Annotated in this window: 27 protein-coding genes, 2 pseudogenes and 1 riboswitch; of the genes and pseudogenes, 6 read left to right on the top strand and 23 right to left on the bottom strand. The window is 34.0% G+C overall.

Annotated features, from left to right (window positions below; all coding sequences use genetic code 11):
- Positions 1 to 35: 35 nt before the first annotated feature.
- From BFS35_RS08070 to BFS35_RS08095, 6 genes are all read right to left on the bottom strand, one after another.
- A complete protein-coding gene (locus BFS35_RS08070) occupies positions 36 to 1,091 on the bottom strand; it encodes a hypothetical protein (RefSeq protein WP_099580440.1) in 1,056 nt (351 codons plus the stop codon).
- Between the two features lie 12 nt (positions 1,092 to 1,103).
- On the bottom strand, positions 1,104 to 1,424 hold the full coding sequence (locus BFS35_RS08075; RefSeq protein ID WP_099580438.1) for a YuiB family protein: 321 nt from the start codon (positions 1,422 to 1,424) through the stop codon (positions 1,104 to 1,106).
- Positions 1,425 to 1,435: 11 nt separating this feature from the next.
- Positions 1,436 to 1,915: an NUDIX domain-containing protein gene (locus tag BFS35_RS08080; RefSeq protein ID WP_240628420.1), complete on the bottom strand. Its 480-nt coding sequence runs from the start codon at positions 1,913 to 1,915 to the stop codon at positions 1,436 to 1,438.
- An 84-nt stretch (positions 1,916 to 1,999) separates the two neighbouring features.
- On the bottom strand, positions 2,000 to 3,202 hold the full coding sequence (locus tag BFS35_RS08085; protein ID WP_099580436.1) for an NAD(P)/FAD-dependent oxidoreductase: 1,203 nt from the start codon (positions 3,200 to 3,202) through the stop codon (positions 2,000 to 2,002).
- Between the two features lie 158 nt (positions 3,203 to 3,360).
- A complete protein-coding gene (locus tag BFS35_RS08090) occupies positions 3,361 to 3,720 on the bottom strand; it encodes a HesB/IscA family protein (RefSeq protein WP_099580434.1) in 360 nt (119 codons plus the stop codon).
- 13 nt (positions 3,721 to 3,733) lie between these two features.
- Positions 3,734 to 3,970, bottom strand: a complete 237-nt coding sequence (locus BFS35_RS08095; RefSeq protein ID WP_099580433.1) for a YuzB family protein — start codon at positions 3,968 to 3,970, stop codon at positions 3,734 to 3,736.
- 158 nt (positions 3,971 to 4,128) lie between these two features.
- On the opposite strand from BFS35_RS08095, the gene BFS35_RS08100 reads away from it, so the two are divergent.
- Entirely contained in the window at positions 4,129 to 5,193 is a 1,065-nt protein-coding gene (locus tag BFS35_RS08100) for an NAD(P)/FAD-dependent oxidoreductase (RefSeq protein WP_099580431.1), read from the top strand.
- Between the two features lie 29 nt (positions 5,194 to 5,222).
- Here the strand turns inward: BFS35_RS08100 and BFS35_RS08105 are convergent, their stop codons facing one another.
- The gene (locus BFS35_RS08105; RefSeq protein WP_096077041.1) at positions 5,223 to 5,534 is read right to left on the bottom strand and encodes a YuzD family protein; all 312 of its coding nucleotides are present in this window, start codon (positions 5,532 to 5,534) and stop codon (positions 5,223 to 5,225) included.
- Between the two features lie 24 nt (positions 5,535 to 5,558).
- Between BFS35_RS08105 and BFS35_RS08110 the strand changes: the two genes are divergently transcribed.
- Together BFS35_RS08110 and bioB are read left to right on the top strand one after the other, a co-directional pair.
- Positions 5,559 to 5,876, top strand: coding sequence for a NifU family protein (locus BFS35_RS08110; protein WP_372486722.1), 318 nt, complete (start codon positions 5,559 to 5,561; stop codon positions 5,874 to 5,876).
- A gap of 271 nt (positions 5,877 to 6,147) precedes the next feature.
- Positions 6,148 to 7,179, top strand: a pseudogene (gene bioB / locus BFS35_RS08115) (biotin synthase BioB).
- Positions 7,180 to 7,237: 58 nt separating this feature from the next.
- Here bioB and BFS35_RS08120 read toward each other — a convergent pair.
- The 3 genes from BFS35_RS08120 to BFS35_RS08130 are packed head-to-tail and all read right to left on the bottom strand — an operon-like array spanning position 7,238 to position 9,402.
- Positions 7,238 to 8,194: a 2-hydroxyacid dehydrogenase gene (locus BFS35_RS08120; RefSeq protein WP_099580429.1), complete on the bottom strand. Its 957-nt coding sequence runs from the start codon at positions 8,192 to 8,194 to the stop codon at positions 7,238 to 7,240.
- Between the two features lies 1 nt (position 8,195).
- Complete coding sequence (locus BFS35_RS08125; RefSeq protein WP_099580427.1) at positions 8,196 to 8,978, bottom strand: TIGR01457 family HAD-type hydrolase; 783 nt, start codon at positions 8,976 to 8,978, stop codon at positions 8,196 to 8,198.
- The gene (locus BFS35_RS08130; protein WP_099580425.1) at positions 8,965 to 9,402 is read right to left on the bottom strand and encodes a DUF86 domain-containing protein; all 438 of its coding nucleotides are present in this window, start codon (positions 9,400 to 9,402) and stop codon (positions 8,965 to 8,967) included. The genes BFS35_RS08125 and BFS35_RS08130 overlap by 14 nt, the downstream gene beginning before the upstream one ends.
- Before the next feature lie 81 nt (positions 9,403 to 9,483).
- Between BFS35_RS08130 and BFS35_RS08135 the strand changes: the two genes are divergently transcribed.
- Positions 9,484 to 9,747: a DUF3055 domain-containing protein gene (locus tag BFS35_RS08135; protein ID WP_099580424.1), complete on the top strand. Its 264-nt coding sequence runs from the start codon at positions 9,484 to 9,486 to the stop codon at positions 9,745 to 9,747.
- Positions 9,748 to 9,899: 152 nt separating this feature from the next.
- Here the strand turns inward: BFS35_RS08135 and BFS35_RS14000 are convergent.
- The 5 genes and pseudogenes from BFS35_RS14000 to BFS35_RS08160 form a co-directional block, all read right to left on the bottom strand.
- Positions 9,900 to 10,277 (bottom strand): annotated as a pseudogene (locus BFS35_RS14000) (YutD family protein); the annotation flags it as partial.
- Positions 10,278 to 10,287: 10 nt separating this feature from the next.
- Positions 10,288 to 11,202, bottom strand: a complete 915-nt coding sequence (gene lipA, locus BFS35_RS08145) for a lipoyl synthase (protein WP_099580423.1) — start codon at positions 11,200 to 11,202, stop codon at positions 10,288 to 10,290.
- Between the two features lie 73 nt (positions 11,203 to 11,275).
- The gene (locus BFS35_RS08150; RefSeq protein ID WP_099580421.1) at positions 11,276 to 12,604 is read right to left on the bottom strand and encodes a bifunctional metallophosphatase/5'-nucleotidase; all 1,329 of its coding nucleotides are present in this window, start codon (positions 12,602 to 12,604) and stop codon (positions 11,276 to 11,278) included.
- Between the two features lie 15 nt (positions 12,605 to 12,619).
- Positions 12,620 to 13,453 (bottom strand): sulfite exporter TauE/SafE family protein, encoded by an 834-nt coding sequence (locus tag BFS35_RS08155; protein ID WP_099580419.1) that lies wholly within the window; start codon positions 13,451 to 13,453, stop codon positions 12,620 to 12,622.
- Between the two features lie 11 nt (positions 13,454 to 13,464).
- Positions 13,465 to 14,313 (bottom strand): DUF72 domain-containing protein, encoded by an 849-nt coding sequence (locus BFS35_RS08160; protein WP_099580417.1) that lies wholly within the window; start codon positions 14,311 to 14,313, stop codon positions 13,465 to 13,467.
- Positions 14,314 to 14,370: 57 nt separating this feature from the next.
- Between BFS35_RS08160 and BFS35_RS08165 the strand changes: the two genes are divergently transcribed.
- Positions 14,371 to 15,087: an ABC transporter ATP-binding protein gene (locus BFS35_RS08165; RefSeq protein ID WP_099580415.1), complete on the top strand. Its 717-nt coding sequence runs from the start codon at positions 14,371 to 14,373 to the stop codon at positions 15,085 to 15,087.
- Positions 15,084 to 15,857: an ABC transporter permease gene (locus BFS35_RS08170; protein ID WP_099580413.1), complete on the top strand. Its 774-nt coding sequence runs from the start codon at positions 15,084 to 15,086 to the stop codon at positions 15,855 to 15,857. The genes BFS35_RS08165 and BFS35_RS08170 overlap by 4 nt, the downstream gene beginning before the upstream one ends.
- A 30-nt stretch (positions 15,858 to 15,887) precedes the next feature.
- Here BFS35_RS08170 and sufB read toward each other — a convergent pair whose 3' ends face one another.
- The 8 genes from sufB to BFS35_RS08210 all read right to left on the bottom strand — a co-directional run bounded on the left by sufB (position 15,888) and on the right by BFS35_RS08210 (position 24,022).
- Positions 15,888 to 17,285 (bottom strand): Fe-S cluster assembly protein SufB, encoded by a 1,398-nt coding sequence (gene sufB, locus BFS35_RS08175; RefSeq protein WP_111714332.1) that lies wholly within the window; start codon positions 17,283 to 17,285, stop codon positions 15,888 to 15,890.
- A 14-nt stretch (positions 17,286 to 17,299) separates the two neighbouring features.
- Positions 17,300 to 17,734, bottom strand: a complete 435-nt coding sequence (gene sufU / locus BFS35_RS08180) for a Fe-S cluster assembly sulfur transfer protein SufU (protein ID WP_099580411.1) — start codon at positions 17,732 to 17,734, stop codon at positions 17,300 to 17,302.
- Positions 17,724 to 18,959 (bottom strand): cysteine desulfurase, encoded by a 1,236-nt coding sequence (locus BFS35_RS08185; protein WP_099580409.1) that lies wholly within the window; start codon positions 18,957 to 18,959, stop codon positions 17,724 to 17,726. Before BFS35_RS08185 ends, sufU begins: the two co-directional genes overlap by 11 nt.
- Positions 18,960 to 18,988: 29 nt before the next feature.
- A complete protein-coding gene (gene sufD / locus BFS35_RS08190) occupies positions 18,989 to 20,293 on the bottom strand; it encodes a Fe-S cluster assembly protein SufD (protein WP_099580407.1) in 1,305 nt (434 codons plus the stop codon).
- Positions 20,294 to 20,323: 30 nt separating this feature from the next.
- Entirely contained in the window at positions 20,324 to 21,100 is a 777-nt protein-coding gene (gene sufC, locus BFS35_RS08195) for a Fe-S cluster assembly ATPase SufC (protein ID WP_096077056.1), read from the bottom strand.
- A gap of 325 nt (positions 21,101 to 21,425) precedes the next feature.
- A complete protein-coding gene (locus BFS35_RS08200) occupies positions 21,426 to 22,259 on the bottom strand; it encodes a MetQ/NlpA family ABC transporter substrate-binding protein (protein ID WP_099580405.1) in 834 nt (277 codons plus the stop codon).
- Between the two features lie 52 nt (positions 22,260 to 22,311).
- Positions 22,312 to 23,004: a methionine ABC transporter permease gene (locus BFS35_RS08205; protein WP_099580403.1), complete on the bottom strand. Its 693-nt coding sequence runs from the start codon at positions 23,002 to 23,004 to the stop codon at positions 22,312 to 22,314.
- Positions 22,997 to 24,022: a methionine ABC transporter ATP-binding protein gene (locus tag BFS35_RS08210; protein ID WP_099580401.1), complete on the bottom strand. Its 1,026-nt coding sequence runs from the start codon at positions 24,020 to 24,022 to the stop codon at positions 22,997 to 22,999. The genes BFS35_RS08205 and BFS35_RS08210 overlap by 8 nt, the downstream gene beginning before the upstream one ends.
- 71 nt (positions 24,023 to 24,093) lie before the next feature.
- Positions 24,094 to 24,199, bottom strand: a riboswitch (SAM riboswitch).
- Between the last annotated feature and the right edge of the window lie 28 nt (positions 24,200 to 24,227).

Below are 24,227 nucleotides of genomic sequence, written 5' to 3' on the forward strand. Positions count from 1 at the left end.
CTTTAGTTCGCTAATGTACTAACATAATAAAGGAGTTATTTATTTTCGTCAAGTGCTTCATGCATTAATTTTATAATGTGGGCATAAACATGCTGATTATCAGGATAATTGATTAACTCAACTTCAAGTACATTTGGACTTATAACATTAGGCCCAAATTGTTCAAGTGTATTTATATCCATTACTTCTTTAGTTTCTAACTGATGCTGAAATTGATACGTAAACTCAAAGTCTTCCTGGATAAGTTTCGAAATGAATTGTAAATTATTATGTTTTATATTTATCTGTCTTTTGTCAATTTGGCTCATACTACTTATCAGTTCTACTTCATATTCCTGATTCTTTAAATAGATACAAGCTGTATTTAAACGATATTGTTTTGCATAGAACAACACATCATATAATATATTAAAGTAATTATGATGATGTGTTTTGACAGTCTTACCATTGAATGCAATGCGTGCTTCTCTTTCTTGTATCATTTCACTGTATTGAATATAGATAATTCCAACTGAAGATGCTAATAGTGCTCTTAACAATGATGTGGGTATAGAACTGTCATGCGCTATAACGATAAACAATGTCGTAGAACTTTTGGAAATATATTCATACATCTTAATATTTTCATCTTTCACTAAGCATATCGTTCTTTCTGTAACTTCATCTGGAATTGCTGTTAGTGTATTTACCACGTTGCTATGATGATTATTTATTTTAAATAAGTTATACAACGCTGCTTGTATCATCATCACTTGTTCATGTGACAAATATTTTGCCAGTAATGTCAGATGAATGTCCACATGGATAGCTCGTTTTACTGTTTCTGAATTTTCAAGATATAGATTTTCAATAACTGTAACGAGATCAATAATCTTCTGCATATCAATATGCTTTAAATTTCCGACCGGTATAAATAAAAATAGAGTCTCCTCTGATGAAATAAAATATGGTAATATCTTATCCCTTAGAGGGTACTGTGCTTCAATGATTGCTTTATGATTTTCCAGTAATGGTCTTAACTGACTGATTTGTGATGGTAAAAAACACACATAGCACCTGTCTATGTGTGTCTGTAAATGCTTATTTAGCATATGCCCACTCCTTTAAAACATTGTATATCCGCTGCGTCTTAAATTTCTAATGACAAATCCTGCAGTGATTGCTCCTATCAAGCCACCTGATAACATAATAATGTCTGCAGGTAAAAGGTGAGTTAAGCCTGTCCATAATTTATTAAATGCAAATTTTGGTTTTAATAAATAATCGGCTGTAGAAATTTTATCAACAATTGCAAATACAACAAAAGGATATAGAGCCGTCATTATCCACGTTGATTTCAGTAACATATTTAAAATAAATGCGATACCAAAAAATAAAACAAAAAATAAAAGTGTTGAAATTATCAATTGTATGAGTGCTGTCAAAAATGCCCCTCCTAAGTATATAAGTGATAATGTGTATAATTAAAATGTGCTCCAGGAGACTCAGTACTTGTAAGCGTTATTGCTTCGCTTTTTTCCTGTAAAAGATGATGAATCATCGGTGACACATTTTTGTCCTGTAGAATTGCTTCTGGTGTTTTCCAAGCTACAACTTCAATTTCATCATTTGGAAACTGAATAGTAATATCCGTTGTAAGCGGTTTGACAAGAAATAAAATCATATTATCAGATATTTCACCGTTAATAACACCACTTCTTAGTCCGATTACACCTTGAACTTCTCCTTTAATACCTGTTTCCTCATTTAATTCTCTTAATACAGCCTGATCTGCAGTTTCACCATTATCAATAAAACCTGCAGGTGTACTCCACATGCCACGCATGCCGCTATATTGTTTTTTAAGTAAGAGCCATTCACCTGCATCATTAATTACAATTGCATTGACCCCTAACCAAACTTTATCTCGTGCCATAATCTTCTCCTTACTTATAAAAAAAGTGAGGTAGGCAATCATTATGCCCCGCTCACTTTTTAAGCATTTAATATTGAGACAATATTAAAATTTACCTTTTTTGTATGCAACACCAGCGCCACCAATTTTGAATACTGCACGCGTATCAATTAATTTTTTCATGAATGCTGCTTTCTTACCAGTAATTTCTTTACCGAATACAACACCCACACCATCATGCGAACCTAAAGAACATACAGTTCCTTTATCATCATAAACAAATGCTGATAATTTTTCACCGTTTAATAATTTTTGAATTGCTTTAGCAGTGAATTCACCTTGTTGCATCGCAATTTGAGCAGTCGTTGGTAATGGACGCTCTCCGCTCATAACTGCTGAACAGTCACCGATAACAAAGATATCATCATAGCCGTCAATTCGTAAATCTTCACGTACTACAATACGACCACGTTTAACACCATCAAATGATTCTTCCATTAATTTAGAACCACGAACACCAGCAGCCCAGATTACAGTGTTAGCATATAATTGTTCTTCCTGCTCGTTAACTTTAACAACGAAACCATTTTCGTTAGCAGCAACGATAGGTGTAGCGATTTTGAATTCAACACCACGTTTTTCTAAATAATTCATTACATATTTCACTAAATCTTCAGAGAACATTGGAAGCATTTTTGGTGCCGCTTCAACACATGTTAATTTCACTTTAGATTGATCAATGTTGTATTCCTTACATAATGCAGGTACTTTTTCTACTAATTCCCCTAATAATTCGATACCAGTAAAGCCGGCTCCACCTACTAAGATCGCTAAATCTTTTTCGTCTTTTTCTGTACTGTTTGCATAGTGTGCAAAACGCTCTTCAATATGCGCAGCAATACGACGTGCAGTATTGATATTTTCAATTTGGAAAGCATGTTCTTTCATGCCTGCAATACCAAATGTTTCTGATTCGAAACCTAATGCCACTACTAAAATATCAAACTTATAAGTCCCGTTTGTTGTTTCTACAGTTTTTTCATCTTTATTGATTTTAGTAACTTCGTCAACGACGAAATCTACTTTTGAATGATTTAAAACACTTGCGATAGGATATAAACAATCCTGATATTCACGCGTACCAGCTGAAGCTTCATGTAACCAAGTTGCTTCATAGTGATATTCATTTTTGTTGATTAATGTAATATCACAATCTTGAGTAGAAACTAATTTCTGTAATTTAGTTACAGTTTGTAGACCAGCATATCCTCCACCTAATACAATAACTTTTTTTCTTTCAAATCCCATTTGTATTCACCCATTCTCAATAAATTTTTTAATATATTAATCTTTCAACCAATAAAATGTGATTTTTGTCACAAAGTTATTTTTGAATATTCCAACTTATATATTAAGACTTTTATACTATAAATACAAGTGAATTGTGAATATTATTATGTGGAAGCTTAACAATTTTCTGGTGTACCTGCGACATCTTTTGTTCTAAATGAACTACCACATCCGCAAGATGCGATTGCATTTGGATTTTCAATTGCAAATCCACCACCCATCAATGATTGTTTAAAGTCTACAATCGTTCCATTTAATATTGGCGCATCTGCTTTATCTACCAATACTTTCACACCATAGTAATCTAAAACTTCATCATTTTCATCAGGATTTTCTTCAGCGCTCATACCGTATGATAAACCAGTACATCCGCCACCTTTTACAGAAATTCGTAAGTAACCGTTCGGTAAGCCATTGCTTTCCATCATTGATTTTACTTCATATGCAGCTGCCTCTGTTAAAATTACAGTAGCCATAATAAATTCCTCCTTAAAATAACCATGTTTCTTCGATATGTTTGTAAATATTTTGTTTTAATAATTCTGGTGTGTCGCCTGTAACGATATCCCCGTTAACAAGTGCATAGAGACTATCATTACACTGTCCGCAATATGTTAGACAACCGTAGTCTAATACATCAATATTTGGATCATTAGATAATTCATCAAACACACTTTGACTTCCCTTGGCTAAATTTGAAATACAAAACTCCACAATTGGATTCATTTTCATCTTCCTTAATCATGATAACTTTTACTTATCATTTTATATCAACTTTTATTATCGTTAGTAGTATATAATCGCTATAATTTAATGATAATCTATATTATAATTTAGATTGAGGAAAAACAATAGAACTTTGACTTACGAAGGGGATTAAAACAATGAAAAATTTAGTATTACTTGGTGGGGGCTATGGCAACATGCGTATTATGCAAAGACTCCTGCCGAATACATTACCAGCGGAATACAATATCACATTAATCGATAAGATTCCATTTCATGGTTTAAAGACAGAGTTTTATGCACTAGCTGCCGGAACAGAATCTGATAAAGATGTACGTGTAGAATTTCCACAAGATAAGCGTCTAAATATTGTCTATGGAGAAGTTACACAAATTGACCTTGAAAAACAAATTGTATCTATCGGTGAAAATCATGTGGATTATGATGAGTTAGTAATAGGTCTTGGTTGTGAAGATAAATATCATAACGTTCCTGGTGCAGAAGAATATACATATAGCATTCAGACAATGACAAAAGCACGTAAAACTTATCAGGCGATAGCTGACTTGCCATCTGGCTCTACAGTGGGGATTGTAGGTGCTGGTTTAAGCGGTATCGAACTTGCAAGTGAATTACGTGAATCTAGGAAAGACTTAAAGATCCAACTTTTTGATCGTGGAGAAAGAATTTTACCGGCTTTTCCTGAGAAATTAAGTAATTATGTTAAGAAATGGTTCGATAAAAACGATGTAGAAGTTATTCCTAATTCAAACGTCGTTAAAGTTGAACCTGGTATGCTTTATAATAATGACGTTTCATATTCAGTAGATATTTGTGTATGGACGGCAGGTATACAACCTGTTGAAATTGTACGTAATCTACCTGTTGAAATCGGTGATGGCAATCGTGTTAAATTAAATCAATATCATCAAATTCCGACGCATCCTAATGTTTACGTCGTTGGTGATTGTGCAGCTTTACCGCATGCACCAAGTGCACAACTTGCTGAAGTTCAGGCAGAACAAATCATCGATGTTATGAAAATGATCTGGACAGATAAACCATTACCTGAAGTGATGCCAGAACTTAAATTACAAGGATTTATGGGCTCTTTAGGAGAAAAAGAAGGCTTTGCTTATTTAATGGAGAAAACAGTGACTGGAAGACTCGCACGATTAATGAAATCAGGTGTCTTATGGTTATATAAATATCATAATGGATAAAATAAAACGATTAGGTCATCCTAATCGTTTTATTTTACATAATGTTCTTCTACGAATTTAGTAACCTGTGGTAATTGAATATATCCATCAGCCACTATTTCATCATCCATCGTAATTAACGGATAGAATAACTCATCATTGTTAATCTGCTCAATGATATTTTCATCATGATCTGTTAAGTTTTCAGATTTATTAATGTCAATATAGTTATAGTTAAATTGTAAATCCGGAAACTTTCGATCTAAATTCGGTTGAACCCAGTCATAAATATCTTTAGATGTCGGTGCATTTACACAACTTGCACATACAACATCAGCGCCGTAAATGATAACATTTATCATTTATGATACATCCCCCTTTAAACTATCGTATTTATATGCTATATTGATTATACTAAAAAAGTTAGAGTAAACCACTACATTTACTCGAAAGGAGTTAAAATGACAACTGAACAACAAACAATGTTTGATGCTGTGAATGAAGTATTAGAGAAATTACGTCCATTCTTATTAAGAGATGGTGGCGATTGTGAATTAGTAGATGTTGAAGATGGAATCGTTAAACTTCGCCTTTTAGGTGCATGTGGTACTTGCCCTTCATCAACAATTACATTAAAAGCTGGTATTGAACGCGCGTTACTTGAAGAAGTACCTGGCGTAGTAGAAGTAGAACAAGTATTTTAATGATGATTTGAACCGAGACAACAGTCTCGGTTTTTTATTTTGACTCTTTTAGCGGTATTTTGACGATAGTATTTTCGATTCCGCTATTTCTCACTAGTTTTAGCGGTATTTTGACAATAGTATTATCGATTCCGCTATATCTTTAATACAAAATAAATGAGATTGATTAATAAATAACTTAAATCCATTTTATGACCTACTACTAATTTAATCTCCACCCATTGTAAACCTATGATATAATTTAGTTAACTAATTATTAGGGGGACTAAAATTGAATTATGCAGAAAGTGTCATTAATGGCTATACGTTAACAAAAGAAGAGGCACTCCAAATACTACAAACACCTGACCATCATTTATTATCATTATTAAATGATGCTTACCAAGTACGTTATCACTATTATCAAAACAAGGTAAAACTTAATATGATCTTAAATGCTAAAAGCGGTCTCTGTGCGGAGGACTGTGGCTATTGTGGTCAATCGATTAAAGTAGATAAAAATGAAACAGGCTGTACACCATACGCTTTAGTCGATGAGGATAAGATTATTTGAGGTGCAGATAGTGCAGTTAAAAATAAAGTAGGTACTTATTGCATCGTTATGAGTGGACGTAAACCTACAAACCGTGAAGTAGACCGAGTTACGAACGCTGTTGAAGCAATCAAAGCAAATCATCCACAGCTCAAAATTTGTGCTTGTCTTGGATTAACGAATGATGAACAGGCAAAAAAATTAAAAGCTGCAGGTGTAGATCGATATAATCATAATCTCAATACGAGTGAACGATATCATGAAGAAGTCGTTTCTACACATACATATGAAGATCGCGTAAATACTGTTGAAATTATGAAAGCTAATAATATCTCACCTTGTTCCGGCGTAATTTGCGGTATGGGGGAAACAGATGAAGATATCGTTGATATGGCATTTGCACTTAAAGCAATTGATGCTGATAGTATCCCGGTAAACTTCTTACATGCGATCAAGGGAACAAAGTTTGAAGATAAAGATGAACTGACTCCAAATAAATGCTTAAAAATTTTATCTTTATTCCGTCTTGTTAATCCAACGAAAGAAATTCGCGTTTCAGGTGGCCGTGAAGTCAACCTTCGTTCTTTACAGCCTCTTGCCTTGTATGCTGCTAACTCTATCTTTGTTGGTGATTATTTAGTAACTGAAGGTCAACCGAACAAAGAAGATTATCAGATCATCGAAGATTTAGGTTTTGAAATTGAATCAAATGTCTTTTTACAGTCTCCCGATAAAATAGAAAGTAAAGAGACAAAAATAGAAATAAAATAGTAATAAAAATAGAAAAATATAAAAAAAGAATGATCCTGATAATGGATCATTCTTTTAATTATTTTTTCACTTCACTGATAGGCTTCCTACCTTCAATAATTAACTCAGCATTTTTTATACACAGCTCAATCATTGCATCTCTCGTATCAACTGTTGCACTTCCGATATGCGGAAGCACTGTAATGCGCTTTTCAGATAGGAAAGGATGATCTTTCCCAACAGGTTCGTTATTTAATACATCAACCCCTGCTGCATAAATCTCTTCATTTTGAATGGCTTCCAGTAAGTCATTTTCAACGACATGTCCACCACGACCTATATTTATAAATATCGCACTTGATTTCATCTTTTTAAATGCATCTTTATTAAATATATTTTTTGTTTCATTAGTTAATGGTGCTGTACATATGATAAAGTCACTTGTTTCAAGTAATTTATCAAAAGATACATAATTTGCTCCGAGTGCTTTCGCAGCTTCGCTTTCACTACGGTTATGATATTGAACATGCATGTTTAGTCCGATGCAGCGTTTCGCTAATGCTGTACCGATATTTCCCATACCAAATATTCCGACTGTCTTTTTGTACACATCAAGTCCAGCAAGTAAATAAGGAGACCATCCAACCCAGTTGCCGTCTTTTACTAATTCATTTGCTTCAATGATGCGTCTTGCTGTTACAAGCATTAAAGTAAATGCGAGTTCAGCAGTTGTTTCTATAAGTACATCAGGTGTGTTACATACCACTATATCTTTACTATGTGCATATTCGATATCAATATTGTCATAACCAACGGCAAGATTAATTACTGCTTTAAGGTCAGGATTGTTATCAATAAATTCTTTATCAATAGTATCACTTAGCATTGAAATAACAATAGATTTATCTTTTGATGATTCTAGTAATGCTTCTCTTGGCATTGGTTTAATCGTCTCTGGATAAACTTCTACCTCTGCAATAGATTCTAATTGCTCAACATAACGCTTTGGAATACTTCTTGTAATCAATACTTTCATATTATTCCCCTTCATATATGTCGATTACTTCTAATAGGTTCTTAACACTATATGTCGGTGGTACCGCTTCAGCCATAACCTGTTCATAAGTTGAAACACCTGTCTGAACATGTAGTGTATCGATATCACTATTGATACCACTCATTATATCTGTCATATAAAGGTCACCAATCATGACAAGTTCTGACTTATCCAGACCGATCATTTCAACAGCTTTATTCATTATAGTAGGCATTGGCTTACCGATAAACTTAGGTTCAACACCTGTTGAAACAGTGATAACACTTGTTAATGCACCGTTACCAGGTAAGAAACCACGTTCAGTTGGAATCGATGTATCTGGATTAGTAGAAATAAATTTCGCACCATTTCGTACAGCTAAACAAGCAATCGATAATTTTTCATAGTTGATATCTACATCCAGACCGATTACAACATAATCTACATGTTCATCTTCTTTGATCTCTAAACCTTCATCGTCTAAGGCTTGACGAATACCTGTTCCACCAATAACATAGACCGTTGCCCCTGGTTTTTCATCAGCTATATATGATGCTGTAGCCATCGCGCTTGTGACAACATTATTAGCATGTGCTACAAATCCCATCTTAGAAAGTTTATCTGCTACTTCATCCGGTCTTTTTGATGCGTTATTCGTTACAAATAAATAAGGTAAATTATTATTCGCTAAATATGCAATAAATTCTCTAGCACCTTCAATGACTTCTGTTCCGGCATACATCGTGCCATCTAAATCTAATAAGTATCCACTATATTTTTTCATTTTTACTACCTTTCCCAAATGCTGATACAGGACCAAGTTCATTTGCTATAAACGTATCAACATCGTTTTTGAATTTTTGATAGGCATTGATGTTCTCCATAAAAATGCGCTTTACTTCTGCATGGTTAATATCTGTATAATTTCGAACAAACCATTGACGTGTAGGTAAAGTCTTACTAATTTCATCTTTAGAAATAGATGAAATCACCTTTTCCATTTCTAAAATATCAATGACATCCTGATAACTACCAGGATCACGCATAACAAATCCATCGATAATCATGTTTCCTACATCAACAACTGCTTCTATAAGCATATGACATACACGTTCTAATGCGAATCCTTCAGAATTTACTACTTCTTTTGATAACTTATCAATATACACGAGTTTTTCTTCTAATTCATCTCTATCTACAAAATACATCTGATCGCCTCCACCACTATTCTATCAAATTTTGAAAAGCAATACACAACATGTATAATAAAATTACTGGAGGAATGCTTAATGATAGATATGTTTTTATACGATGATACTGAAAAGGCAAATATACGATTTGTAAGTTTTGTTGGAGAAAATCGCCATGATTTAGCATTGATTCAAACAGATAGACACTATGGTAAGACAATCGTTCTCAATACTCAATCGAATAAATTCGGCATTATTGGTCGTGATGATCTCGATGAAGAAGGTTATATTGCCCATGTGTTTGGTATTAGTGATGCAGATGCTAAAGAAATCACTGAATTTCTTAATGAAGTAATCCATTAAAAAATTCCAGCTTACCGAAGTAAGCTGGAATTTTTTTATTTAATGAAATCACTAAATGTTTTCATATTCTTTTCTTTTGATGCATGATGACTTTCGTCTGCAATTTCATTGTCGGCAGTCGGTTTTGAATCATCAGCAACTTCATCTACAACGCTATCTTCTATTTCTTCTTCAGCTATCACTTCAGTAAGATCATCATGTTCATTTGATTCAATATCTGTTATTAATTCTGGTTGTGTTAATTTTACAACTTCACTTTCAGTTAAACGTTTTAACACGAAATAGGCACATCCAAAATTGCAGTATTCTAGTAAGTAATCCTGAATTGCAGAAAATCTCTTACTAATATCTGCACCTTTTTTCTTATCATCAAAGAATCCTTTTAACCTTAATTGTTCAAATCCGATATCTCCTACGATATATGGATATCGGTCTAAAATTTCTGAGTAACGTCCTTCGAACATTTCCTGATTAAATGCATCTTTATGATTTTCTATAATATGAAAGTAATGTTGATTCACGTTAATAATCATATGTCACCTACTCGCTTGCAGCTTCACCTAGTCTGTGTTTTTCTTTTGCTGCTGCATTAACCTGTTCATCGGCATGGTAAGAACTACGTACCATCGGTCCAGCTTGACAATGTTTAAATCCTTTTTCCATTGCTATTTTACGCAATTTACCGAACTCTAATGGTGAATAATATTTTTGAACTTTTAGATGCTTACGTGAAGGTTGTAAATATTGACCAATTGTCATAATATCAACATCATTTGCACGTAGATCATCCATAACTTCTAAAATTTCTTCCCAAGTTTCACCTAAGCCAACCATTAAGCTTGATTTTGTAGGAATATCTGGTTGCAATTCTTTTGAACGACGTAATACTTCTAATGAACGATCATATTTCGCACGCGCACGAACTCTTGGCGTTAAACGACGCACTGTTTCAATATTATGATTCAAAATATCAGGACGTGCATTCATCAAACGTTCCCAGTTATCAAAACTTCCACCCATATCTGATGGTAAGACTTCTATTGTTGTATAAGGATTTACTTCACGTACTTTACGAATCGTTTCAGCATAAACTTCAGAACCGCCATCTTTTAAGTCATCACGTGCAACTGCAGTAATTACAACGTGTTTAAGATTCATCAGACGAACAGATTCTGCAACTCGTTCTGGTTCGTTTAAATCAAGTTCATTCGGTAAACCTGTCTTAACGGCACAGAAACGACATGCACGCGTACAAACTGCCCCTAAAATCATAATCGTAGCTGTACGACGTTCACCCCAGCATTCATGAATATTAGGACATTTTGCTTCTTCACAAACTGTATTTAAATTATGCTCACGCATCATTTTCTTCAGGCCAGTGTAATTCTTATTTGTATTTAACTTAATTTTAAGCCATTCGGGTTTTCTTAAGATTTCTTCGTTCTTAGTCGCCAATTCAATCCCTCCAATTAATTATTCTACAATTATAACATAAAGTTATTATTTTGAAATTCTAAGATTTTATTGTTCAAAAATTGTACTCATTATTTTCAATTGCTGTTTGCATTAAATCACGCAAAAATTCAGGCATGAAATATTCTTTTTCATTTTGAACAAACTGTGGGAAAAATCGGCCAAAAGTATACATATCTAATGTTGCTAATTTGTAATTCTGATGATTATCAATTTCTTCTGTACCAATAAAATATCTTTGCTGTGATTGTATATATCCGATATTATGTAATACATACATACCAAATAAATCGCCTCTAAAACCAAACCCTTTAACGATCTCATCTTTATATTCATGTTGTTGACTAACATTTATCACTTCTTTTAACTCACGTCCGGTCAAAGTAATTTTTACAGGATTAATCGGATGTGGCAACATTTTATGCAGTTCATATTTTGTAAATTGATTGCCGATATATCCATTAACGATAAGTCCGGAATTGATTAACGCACATTCTCCACCAGTAAATTGCATTAGTTTATCCGCTAATATGTATGTTGTATATGATGCACTGTATAATCTTCTTGGTAAATCAATTTGTCTTTCTGTAATTGGCTCTGATAATAACGTTTTACCTTGTGCATAATAATCATCTTCAGTATTACGAATATCATCTGTATTAATTAATCTTGCTTTTTTATCCACTAGCTTGTTGTCATCAAAAGTCAATGTAACTTCCCCTAGATACTCACCGTATCTTCCTGCAGCTCCGATTAGAACTCCGTTAACTTGCTCACCATGTTCAAAATAATGATGTGTATGCGCACCGAGAATCAAATCGATTTCCGGATGACTTTCAGCAAGTGTTCTATCAAAGAATTTACCTAAATGGCTTAAAACAATAACGACATCAACATTCGGTCGTAATTTTCGTATTTCTTCAGTAATAGCCGTCATCGGATCTGTGACAATCCAACCTAAAGCTTTATAAAATGGCGTGAATTCCGCCGTAGCACCAACGATACCAAATTTAATACCATTCTTTTCATAAATAACAGATTTATCAATATTATTAGGTAAATGTCCAGCTTCATCAAATAAATTACAGCAAGTCACTTTAAAATTTGCATTCTGATAAAGTCGATTGAAATCCTCAAAATTTAAAGTTATTCCTTCATTATTACCAAGCGTTACGACATCCACCTGCGCTTCGTTTAACAACTGAACATTTGCCTGACCAAGCGTTGCTTCTGTAAATGGATGACTTCTATCAACATGATCACCTAAATCTAAATAAAGCATGTTTTGTGATTCTGACTTTATGTCCAGAATATATCGTGTGATTTTCTTATAGTTTGATAAATAACTATGCATATCATTCGTATGAAATATTTTTATATCCATTCAATTGCCTCCTTATCATCCAGTGAAGCTTTTAATAATTAAATATATTCCTAATAGCATTAATATAATACGTAACATCAGTACAACTGTAGTTGATTTCATGCGCTTATTGATCTGCACACCGATCTTTGCACCAATAAAACTAGCAATAATTAGTATAATTGCATATGACCATATAATATTTCCTTGTATGATATGACTTGTTGCGCCACTGACACTTGATACAAATATCATAATCATACTCGTGCCTACTGCAATATGAGGCGGAAATCTAAAGATAATGATCATCAGAGGTGTCATCAAAGCCCCTCCTCCGATTCCAAAAAGGCCTGTTAAACATCCTACCAGAAAGGTTAATAAAACAGCTGGTATCGGTGCAATACTATAATGGTAAGTATCACCTTTTATATCGGTATATGATTTTTCATACTTTTTATTCTGGAAGAATTTAATCGGTTTTATTTTATCTCTTACCATTAAAACAATACTCATAATAATTAAGAAGATACCGAAATAAAGATTAAAGCGGTGAATCGTTAAATACTGACTTAAATGAGCACCTACTAATGCTCCGGGAATAATACCCACCATAAAGATAACAGCATTTTTAAGATCTGCCTGTTTATTTTTAATATAACCAAGAGATGCAGATAAACCCGTTGAAATTAAAATCACAGTAGATGTTCCAATCGCTTTCTGTGGTGTAATACCATCAATCAATCCTATTTCCATACCTAAATATATTAATGCCGGCACAATAATGATACCACCACCGATACCAACGATTGAGCCAATAATACTTGAAAATAAACCTAAAAATATTAAAACAAAAATTGCAGTCATACTCATTTCAACACTTCCTAAAATAGTTTTAGTTGTTTAAAGTTTAAACCTGTATATTCGATATTTAATATTTCACACATTCGTTTCGCATTACCAGCTGCATGACCACCTGAATTATTATTAAATACAACGTAAACATTTCTCGCTTTCTGATTGAGAATTTGAAGCTCTTTCGCTAAAAATTTTAATTCAGTTTCGTTATAATCATAAAGATAGCGTACATCTCGCCATTCCTGATCAGACAAATCTTTTTTCGTCCATCCGGCAATATTTCTCCCGTGAAAGCGAACAAGTGCATCCTCATGTGTGATACGATTTACGAATGGTATACTGCCATGACCCGCTTGTGGTTCATCACATACAGAATGAATTAACTGTTGTTCATATAGAAAATTAAGTGTATGTTCTTTCATGTCAGATGTAAACCAGCTATCATTTCTAAATTCAATACAAATAGGAAATTGTTTAAAATGGTTTTTCAAGTAAATAATATAATTGATATTTACTGTAGTACAATCATACCAAGGTGGAAACTGAATGAGTAAACATCCAAGCTTTCCAGCGTCATATATAGGTTGAAGCATTGTTTTAAATTGTTCAATGAGCTCCATTCTCGATGCAGCAAAATCTTCTACTGCAGCATGTCCTGTGAGTGCTTGATGAATTTTAACGATAAATTTAAAATTATCCGGTGTTTCTTTTATCCATTTTTGAATATTGCGTTCCGGTTGAACAGAATAATACGTAGCATCAAGTTCAACAATCGGAAAATGCGCACCATAATGATAAAGCTTTTCATTTTTATTTGTGAGATCTGCATATAATAAATCATGATCTCCCCAACCTGTCAGTCCTATATAAATCATTTCATCACCTAACTGTTATTTTATCATAAACTTATCAAAATATAGATTGGAGAACTTATGACTACCATTACCCTTAATGATGTAAATTTTTCTGTTAATGATAAACATATTATTAAAAATGTATCGACAAATTTTCATTCCGGCAAGATCACCGCTTTAATCGGTCCCAGTGGTGCCGGCAAAACAACGATTTTAAAAATGATCAACGGATTAATCAGTCCAACTTCTGGTGATATATTAATTGATGATCAATCTATTCAATCACTTGATTTAGTTGAGCTGAAAAAACAAATTGGATTAGCACTTCAAAGTGCACCGATGATTCAAGGTACAGTATACGATAATATCAATCTACCTAAGACGATATTTAATCAGACACTACCGGTTGAAGCAGCTACTAAACTTCTTGATCAGCTCAACTTGGATTCGATTGACCTAAACACAAATGTAAGAAGCCTTTCAGGAGGGCAACGTCAACGTCTATCTATCGCACGAACATTAGTTAACCAGCCTAAAGTCTTATTACTCGATGAAATTACATCGAGCTTAGATCCACGAAGTGTACGTGAAGTAGAAGCATTGATCCATAAAATCAATGAAAGATATAACGTCACAGTGATCTGGATAACGCATGACGTTGATCAGGCGAAACGGGCTGCTGATTACTACTGCATGCTTAAAGATGGTGAAGTTGTTACTACAGGTGAAGCAAGTCAATTATTTGAATCAAATAATGAAACCTTGAATGCTTTTCTGAAAGGAGAAATAGAATGACATTAACACAACTGGCATTAACACTTATATTCGTACTGATACCATTAGTCTTAAGTTATACATTGAAACTTGGGCTTGAAAAAGATATTATCATCGCAACGATTAGAAGTACTATTCAGCTTATTCTCATCGGTTATTTACTAACTTTCGTTTTTGATGGCAATCACCCAATCTATATCCTGCTGATGATATTATTGATGATTACAGCCGCAACACAAAACATTATAAAAAAAGGCAAAGGGATTAAAGGAATCACCTGGAAGATCGTGCTGACGTTAATCACAGTAGAGGTAGTAACGCAAGCCATTCTACTAGGCTTTCATATCATACCATTTGAAGCGCGTTATGTTATACCGATTAGCGGTATGATGATTGGTAATGCAATGGTATTATCACTACTATTTCTCAATCGTTTCATAAGTGAACTTGATCAAAATGAAGAACAAATAGAATTAATTCTCTCACTTGGAGGAAATCCAAAACAAGCCATTCATAGAGTGCTTATGGCATCTATAAAAAATTCGATGATACCGACAATCGAAAGCCAAAAGACAATGGGGCTCGTGCAACTTCCCGGAATGATGAGCGGACAGATTATCGGTGGGGCAGATCCTATAGTTGCTGCACAATTCCAATTACTTATTCTGTTCTTATTATTGACAGCAGCAACATTATCAAGTGTGATGGTCGGCTTTCTAAGTTATCCGACTTTATTTAACGAAAAACAGCAGTTCATTGGTAAATATTACAACACAGAAAAAAATGCCTAAGACATTACGTCTTAGGCATTTTTTTATATTTTAACCAATAGAACCTTCCATTTCAAATTTAATTAAACGGTTCATTTCAACTGCGTATTCCATTGGTAATTCTTTCGTGAATGGCTCGATGAAGCCCATTACGATCATTTCTGTCGCTTCTTCTTCTGATATACCACGGCTCATTAAGTAGAATAACTGTTCTTCTGATACTTTAGAAACTTTCGCTTCATGCTCTAAAGAAATATTATCATTTAACATTTCGTTATATGGAATAGTATCCGAAGTTGATTCATTGTCCATGATTAATGTATCACATTCAATGTTTGAACGAGCACCAGTCGCTTTACGTCCGAAATGAACGATACCACGGTAAACTACTTTACCACCTTGTTTAGAGATCGATTTAGAGACGATAGTTGAAGAAGTGTTTGGTGCCATGTGCATCATTTTTGCACCAGCATCCTGAACTTGTCCTTTACCTGCTAAGGCAATAGATAATGTCATACCACGTGCACCTTCACCTAATAAGTAACATGCAGGGTATTTCATTGTTAATTTAGAACCGATGTTACCGTCAATCCATTCCATTGTTCCATTTTCATAAACGAATGTACGTTTTGTAACTAAGTTGAATACATTATTTGCCCAGTTTTGAATTGTCGTATAACGGCAATATGCATCTTTTTTAACGATGATTTCTACTACAGCTGAGTGTAAAGAATTCGTCGTATAAACTGGAGCTGTACATCCTTCAACGTAGTGTACACTTGCGCCTTCGTCAACGATGATTAATGTTCTTTCAAATTGTCCCATATTCTCAGAGTTAATACGGAAGTACGCTTGTAACGGTGTTTCTAATTTTACACCTTTTGGTACATAGATGAACGATCCACCTGACCAAACTGCAGAGTTTAATGCAGCAAATTTATTATCTGCCGGTGGAATTACTGAAGCAAAATGCTCTTTAAAGATATCTTCATTTTCACGTAATGCTGAATCTGTATCTTTAAAGATAATGCCTTGTTCTTCTAAATCTTCCTGCATATTATGGTATACAACTTCAGATTCATATTGTGCTGATACCCCAGCTAAATATTTTTGTTCCGCTTCAGGGATACCTAATTTATCAAATGTTTGTTTAATCTCTTCAGGAACTTCGTCCCAAGAACGTTCTGTATGTTCAGAAGGTTTTACATAGTACGTAATTTCATCGAAGTTTAATTCTGATAAATCCCCACCCCACATCGGCATAGGCATTTTATAGAATTGTTTTAAAGATTTTAAGCGGAAGTCTAACATCCACTGTGGTTCTTCCTTCATCTTTGAAATTTCTCTTACGATATCTTCAGTTAGTCCACGTTCTGAACGGAAAATAGAAACGTCTTTATCATGGAAACCATATTTGTAATCACCAACATCGGGTGCTTGTTTAACCATTTCATTCACTCCTTTTAGTTTTCATTCTTTGTGCCACGTTCTAATGCTTTCCAGGCAAGTGTTGCACATTTAATACGCGCTGGAAACTTAGCTACACCAGAAAGTGCTTCAATATCTCCAGCTTCTTCATCTATTTCATAATCTTCTCCAAGCATCATCTTAGAGAATTCATCACTCATCTTTAATGCTTCTTCTATTGTCTTACCTTTTATTGCTTCAGTCATCATTGATGCGCTAGACATTGAGATAGAACAACCTTCACCATCAAACTTTGTATCCTGCACAATATCATCAACAATATCAAGTGTAAGACGAATTCTATCTCCACATGTTGGATTGTTCATATCTATTGTTAAGGCACCATCTTCGATAACACCTTTATTGCGGGGATTCTTATAATGATCCATTATGACAGAACGATAAAGTTGATCTAAATTATTAAAACTCATAACTGAAAAACTCCTTTGTTTCTTTCAAGCTTTGAACAAGTTGATCTACTTCTTCTTTTGTGTTGTAAATGTAGAAACTTGCACGTGCTGTAGAGGACTGTCCCAACCATTTCATTAAAGGTTGTGCACAATGATGCCCTGCGCGAATCGCAATACCGTGTGAATCTAATGCAGTTGCTAAATCATGCGGATGTACACCTTCTAAATTAAAAGTGATTAATCCTGCACGTTTATCTGCAGTTGGACCGTAAATTTCTAAACCTTCAATTTCACTCATCTTTTCATAAGCATATGCCGTAAGCTCATGTTCGTATGCTAGTACATTGTCCATGCCAATGTTACTTAAATAATTAATCGCTTCAGCTAAACCTACTGCTTCAGCGATAAGCGGTGTACCCGCTTCAAATTTAGTCGGTAATTCTGTCCATGTAGAGTCCTGTAAACCTACGAAGTCAATCATATCTCCACCAAATTCAATCGGTTCCATTTGATTTAAATATTCTCTTTTACCATATAAAACTCCGATTCCTGTTGGCCCAAGCATCTTGTGTCCACTGAATGCATAGAAGTCACAATTTAAATCAGTCACATCAACATTCATATGAGGTATTGCCTGCGCGCCATCAACTATCATCACAGCTCCATTTTCATGTGCAATTTCAGCGATGCTTTTCACATCATTGATCGTGCCTAGAACATTAGAAACATGTGCCATTGCAACAATTTTTGTCTTGCTTGTAACTGTTGCACGTACATTTTCCAACGTAACCGTGCCATCTGATTCAAGTGGAATATATTTAAGCACTGCTTTCTTACGTTTCGCAAGTTGTTGCCAGGGAACTAAATTTGCATGATGTTCCATTTCAGTAATGACAATCTCGTCACCTTCACTAACCGCAATATCACCATAACTGTGTGCTACAGTATTAATTGCTGTTGTCGTACCGCGTGTGAATATAATCTCTTCAAAATATTTCGCATTGATAAAATTGCGTACTGTTTCGCGTGCATTTTCATATCCATCAGTAGCACGCGTACCTAAAGTATGTACACCACGATGTACATTCGCATTCATATGCTCATAATAATATTTTGTCTTTTCTATTACACTTGATGGTTTCTGACTTGTCGCTGATGAATCTAAATAAATGATATCTTTCCCGTTAACTTGTTCAGTTAGAATCGGAAAATCTTTTCTGATTGCTTCAACATTTAAGCTGGTCATTTTGTATCAAGACCTTTCAAAACTGTATTTTATAATTTCCCCATTACTTTTTCTTCAATAACGTCTGTTAATTGGCGTTTTACCGCTTCAATTGGTAATTCTGTAACAACTGGTGCTAAGAATCCATGAATGACTAAACGTTCTGCTTCCTGTTTAGAAATACCACGACTCATTAAGTAGAATAACTGCATTGGATCCACACGCCCTACAGAAGCTGCGTGTCCTGCTGTAACATCATCTTCATCGATTAACAGAATTGGGTTAGCATCTCCACGTGCTTTCTCTGATAACATTAATACACGTGATTCTTGTTGGGCATCTGCTTTTGTTCCACCATGTTTAATGTGGCCGATACCGTTGAAGATTGAAGATGCTGAATCTTTCATAACACCGTGTTTTAAGATATGACCTTCACTTGATTTACCATATTGAATGATTTGAGTTGTGAAGTTAAGTTTTTGTTCCCCACGACCTACTACAACAATTTTCAAGTCACTCTTAGAATTGTCACCATTTAAATAAGTCGTATTATCATTGATTGTATCTCCATCATTCATTAATCCTAAAGCCCAGTCAATCGTTGCATCTTTTGCTGCCATACCACGACGGATCACATGTCCTGTAAATCCTTTGTTTAAGAAATCAACAGCACCGTAAGTGATTTTAGCATTATCTTTTGCGATCACTTCAGAAACTAAATTTAACTGTGCATCTTTTGTTTCTACTGTTGATAAATAATTCTCAACATATGTTACTTCAGCACTTTCTTCAGCAACAATGATTAAATGATTGATGATATTTACATCTGCATTATCATGTAATACAACATATTGAATTGGATTTTCAACGACTACATTACGTGGAATGTATACGAATAGTCCACCATTCATCATAGCAGCATGCAATGCAGTCAGACGGTGTTCATCTACTTTTACAGCTTCAGTCATATAGTATTGTTTTACTAAATCACTGTTTTCAATTAATGCAGTTTCAATATCTTTTACGATAACACCTTGATCAATTAATGATTGTTCAACTTTTACGAGCGCCGGCGTATTGTTATGTTGCACGATTAAGTTTTCAACATTATCCATATCTAATAAATTTTTAACTGCTTCAGGTAAAGCATCAGTTGAAGCATAGACATCACTTTTGATTTCTTTATGGTGGACGTCAAAGACCCATTTATCAAGTTTCGTTTTATCTGGTTTTGGCATTGCTATTGTATTTAATCTATTAAAAGCGTCAGCACGTAATTCTGCCATCCATGTTGGTTCATTGCGCGATGCTGAGAAATTTTTAATTATATCGTTTGTTACATCGATTGTACTCATCACATTTTCCTCCTATTTAATTATCAGGTATTACGCATTAATCGTTTCATCTTGAATGTTTAATTCTTGTTTGATCCAGTCGTAACCTTCAGCTTCAAGACGTTTCGCTAACTCTTCTCCACCTGATTTAACAACTTTACCTTGCATCATAACGTGTACGAAGTCAGGTGTAATGTAGTTTAATAAACGTTGGTAATGCGTGATAATTAAGCAACCGAAATTTTCTCCGCGCATTTCGTTAATTCCTTTAGATACAACTTTTAATGCATCGATATCTAACCCTGAGTCAATTTCATCTAAAATCGCAAACTTAGGCTCTAACATCATTAACTGAAGAATTTCATTACGTTTCTTTTCTCCACCAGAGAATCCTTCGTTTAAATAACGTTGCGCCATATCAAGATCCATTTCTAAGAACTCCATGTTCTTATCTAATTTCTTGATAAACTGCATTAAGTTGATTTCGTTACCTTCTTCACGTTTCGCATTGATTGCTGAACGTAAGAAGTCTGCATTCGTAACACCAGAAATTTCTGATGGATATTGCATCGCTAAGAAAAGACCAGCTTGTGCGCGTTCATCAACTTCCATTTCTAATACATTTTCGCCATCAAGTAAAACTTCACCTTGCGTAACTTCATATTTAGGGTGTCCCATAATCGCTGCTGATAAAGTTGATTTACCAGTACCATTAGGTCCCATGATTGCATGAACTTCATTTTGTTTAATCGTTAAATTTACACCTTTTAAAATTTCTTTCCCTTCAATTGAAACGTGCAAATCTTTAATTTCTAAAACTGATACCATATTGAATTCCCTCCGATATATATAATAATTTCATCTTATCTAGTTTATAATAATTTTAATCTGAGGTCAAAGACCTATGACTTAAATCACAGTACTTATTATAACCTAAATAAGGTGTTAGTTAAATTAATCGGACTAAATATTTTAAATTCAGTGAGAAAATAAGACATTTTATTGAAAATAAAGAAACATGAATACAATCTTAATCTTCAATATAGTTTAAAAATCTCTTCCAAACAAACTCTTCATTCTATATCATCTTCACTTAATAAAAAAAGAGATTAAGACAAATGTCCCAATCTCAAATGTCTTAATCTCTTTTTTACTATTTTGCTGGAATTACAGCACCATCATACTTTTTATTGATGAAATCCTGAATTTCTTTTGATTGTAATACTTTAACTAATGCTTTGATTTTAGCATCATCTTTATGTCCCTCTTGCACTGCAATTAAGTTTGCGTATGGAGAATCTTTATCTTCAATTGCAATTGAATCTTTAACTGGATTTAATTTATTTTCTAATGCGAAGTTCGAGTTGATAATTGTCGCATCTCCTTCACCATTGTTATACGTTTTTGGTACAAATTCACCAGCTTGTTTATTGTTGAATTGAATATTCTTTTTGTTTTCAACGATGTCTTTAAATGTTGCTTTTACAGGATCTACTCCGTCTTTAAGCTCGATTAAACCTGCTTTTGTAAAGAATGATAAGAAACGTCCTTCTTCAGCTGGGTTATTAGAAACATATACTGTTGCGTTTTTCGGTAATTCTTCTAATGATTTATATTTTTTTGAATATACAGCCATAGGTTCAATATGAACATTTCCTGCTGATTCAATTTTGTATCCTTTAGCTTTTTTCTCAGTTTCTAAATACGGTGTATGCTGGAAGTAGTTCGCATCGATGTCACCTTCTGATAACATGCGGTTTGGTGTTGTATAGTCATTGATGATTTTAATTTTTAAATCATAACCTTCTTTTTTAAGTGCTGCTTTTGCTTCTTCTAAAATTTCTGCGTGTGGTGCGGGTGAAGCCCCTACTGTGATTGTTTTGTCATCTGACTTTGAAGTTTTGTTGTCGTCAGATTTATCATTACCACAAGCTGCAAGAATTAATATTAATGATGCAGTAAGAAATACGTAAAATAATTTTTTCATTTTTAACGCTCCTCTTTTTTGTATTATTTTTATAAAAATCCAATATGGATAATTAACGTTTATCAACTTTCTTCGTAATAATGTCACCGACGAATTGAATGAGGAATACAATAATTAAAATAATTACTGTAGAAACAAAAATTACGTCATTTTGTCCTCTTGTGAATCCAACTAAGTAAGCTAAGTTACCTAAACCACCGGCACCAATAACGCCAGCGATTGCTGTAGAACCAACGAGTGCAATCGTTGTGACTGTAATACCTGATACAATTGCTGGTAAACTTTCAGGAATTAATACTTTTTTAATTAATGTCCATGTATTTGCGCCCATTGATTCAACAGCTTCAATTACACCTTTATCTATCTCTTTCAATCCAATTTCAACAAGTCGCGCGTAGAAAGGTGCCGCACCGATAATTAAAGCTGGTAGCGCTCCTTTTACACCACTGATGGTCTGCATGATTAAATTTGTAAATGGAAATAGTAATAAAATCAAGATAATAAATGGGATTGCTCGGAATAAATTGACGATAAAAGCTGTAACACTATAAAATACACGTGCTCCTTTTGACTTACTGCGAGAAGTTAAGAACAATATAATACCGATAATTAACCCAAATATAAATGTGAATATTGCAGAAATAAAAGTCATTGATAAAGTTTCAACGGTTGCAGTCCATACATCTGCCCATACCACATTTTTCATGCTTAACATATCTGTCAATGTTTTAATAAAATTATCCATGTCTTTCTACCTCCATCTCAACACCATGGCTTTTTAATTCTTCAGCGATAGGTTGAAGTGATCCGTTAACTTCTTTAACATGAACAATTAAATTACCGAAAGATCCTGATTGAGTATGTTTAACATTTCCTGCTAAGATGTTCATTTCGATGCCGTACTTCTTAATTACTTTACTTACGATAGGCTGGCCAGTTGAAGAGCCAACAAATTTTAATTTCAGGATACTTCCATGTGGATATGCTTGTTTAATCTCTTCGATTGAAGTCTCAGTTTCATTATCCTGGATATCATCACGTACAAAACGTTTTGTGATATTTGTTTTTGGATTATTAAATACTTCTATCACTGATCCTTCTTCAACCACTTTTCCTAACTCCATTACAGCTACTTTGTGACAGATCTTGCGAATAACTTCCATCTCATGAGTGATTAAAATTATCGTTAAGTTCAACGTTTTATTGATATCAACTAATAGTTCTAGAATTTCATCTGTCGTCTGTGGATCTAAAGCACTCGTTGCTTCATCACAAAGTAAAACGTCAGGATCATTACTTAATGCACGGGCAATACCTACACGTTGTTTTTGCCCTCCTGACAATTCTGAAGGATAAGCATTTTCTCTGCCTTCTAATCCAACAAGTTTAATCAAAGATTTCACTTTAGGACTAATGTCGCTCTTTTTAACGCCGGCTATTTCAAGAGGTAATGCAATATTGTCATAAACCGTTCTACTCCAAAGTAGGTTAAAATGCTGGAATATCATTGATATTTTTTGACGTTCTTTATTCAGTTGCTGCTTTGACAGTTTATTGATGGTACTGCCATTTACAATCACGTCACCACTCGTCGGTAATTCTAATCCGTTAAACATTCGAATTAATGTACTTTTCCCGGCACCACTGAAACCAATAATACCGTAGATCTCACCGCTTTGAATTTCAAGATTTACGTTATCGACAGCTTGTATATTTCCTTTTTTTGTTGTAAATGTCTTTACAACATTGTTTAATGTAATCAAATTTGGCCTCCTAACAAAAAACGTCTTTCCTATGTGAACATAAGAAAGACGATAATTATCTATTTTCGACTCTCTCATCTTCTAAAGTTAATATAACTTTATGTGAATTGGCACCATGTCATTATTGACGGTTGCCGGGTTTCATAGGGCACATCCCTCCACCACTCTGGATAAGAGTTTATTTAGTTGTTTTATGAATATGTTC

Origin of the sequence: Macrococcoides goetzii (genome assembly GCF_002742385.2) — a bacterium.
Lineage (GTDB): Bacteria > Bacillota > Bacilli > Staphylococcales > Staphylococcaceae > Macrococcoides > Macrococcoides goetzii.